The sequence below is a fragment of the Vibrio sp. Vb1554 genome (assembly GCF_033344235.1).
The window spans coordinates 1-1,543 of sequence record NZ_JAWPOJ010000150.1 but is presented as its reverse complement, the minus strand read 5'-3'; the positions used below and the strand labels follow the sequence as shown (position 1 = coordinate 1,543).

The window sequence follows — 1,543 nt, the reverse complement described above, 5'->3', positions numbered from 1 at the left end:
GTAACTCTTCACCCGCGAAGCCTTGACAGCGAAGTTATGTGACAAGGTTAACTTGATCCCATACTCAACTTGAGTGATCTTTCTGAGCTGGCAATCTGGAGGTATGAATAAGAAAACGCTACCTCCACCACCAGATTTCGATTCGCCTGAAGAGGCGAAAGATATCATCCATTTTCTATGGAACAAGCTGGCCGAACTCGAAGACCGACTAAACCAAAATAGCCGAAACTCTTCTGTGCCGTCATCTCAACAGCCTTTGCACAATAAAGCCAAGAATACTTCGCCGAATCGGAAGAAATCTGGAAAAAAGCCAGGAGCTCAACCAGGTCATAAAGGCCACCGCCGACTGCTTCACCCCATTGAAGACAGTGCCTCGGTTGAGCAATATTTACCAAATAAAACATGCCATTGCGGTGGTTGTGTTATTCCAAATAGAAAGCCTTATAAACGACACCAAATCTTTGATTTGCCTGATATCTCTTACACTCTTGTAGAGCATCAGGTCTTCAAAGGAGAGTGCTCATGGTGTGGTGATAAGCATCAAGCAGAGCTTCCTACGGGTGTACCTGATGTTCAGATGGGCCCAAATCTACATAGCTTTATCGCAATTCAAGCGACGCAGCACCACCAAAGCATAGGTAAAATACAATCTATGCTGAAGGATGTGTTTCAACTTAACTTCTCTACAGGGGCGATATCAGCTGCACAAGGCCGAGTGACGGAGTACTTAGAGGATACTCACACACAGCTCCATGAAACACTTAAAGCCTCTCAACTGATTATGGCCGATGAGACCTCACATCAACGCAATAACGAAAAACGCTGGATGTGGGCAGCACTGAGTAATGACGTTGCTTTCTTTCAAATCAACAGCGGCCGAAACCAACATGCCGCAAAGCGATTGCTTGGCGAAGCCGTTTCACACCTTTTAGTGACCGACCAATACTCGGCCTACAAATACATTGATGAATCAAAACGGCAACTATGTTGGGCGCACATCTTAAGAAACGTCATCGCCATAGAGGAGAGTGTTTGTCCTGAAAATCAAAAAATCGGGGAAAAACTCGCTTTGATCGCCCACAGTGTATTCAGGTGCCATCATCGATATATCGAAGAGAAGATCAACAAAACCCAATACTATCGCCGGCTCAGGCGGTTGAGAAAAAGCTGGCTTCATTGGCTCAAACTGGGCAGTTATCAATGTTCGAAACGTTATCGAGGTCGGTGCCAAAATCTCATATCTGATGATGCTATGGTGTGGCGTTTTATGGATGACCCCAAGTGCCCATTAACGAACAATGCCGCAGAGCGGGTCCTCCGTAATTATATATTGATGAGAAAGTGCTGCTACGTGACTCGCTCATATCGAGGAGATCTGTTCCGTGAGCGCATGTTCTCACTCATAGAGACTGCCAAACTTCAGCAGATCTCGGCCTATAAATGGTTACGTGAAATCGTCGAACACCACATGCTTAAAGTGAATTATCAGGTGCCAGCATTCCTAGCGTAAACCACAGTCAATAGCTCGCGGGTGAAGAGTTAC

Annotated in this window: 1 protein-coding gene; it reads left to right on the top strand. The window is 45.8% G+C overall.

Annotated features, from left to right (window positions below; all coding sequences use genetic code 11):
• The first annotated feature begins 103 nt into the window (after positions 1-103).
• On the top strand, positions 104-1,510 hold the full coding sequence (tnpC, locus tag R8N28_RS24460) for an IS66 family transposase (RefSeq protein ID WP_318183576.1): 1,407 nt from the start codon (positions 104-106) through the stop codon (positions 1,508-1,510).
• The last annotated feature ends 33 nt before the right edge of the window (positions 1,511-1,543 follow it).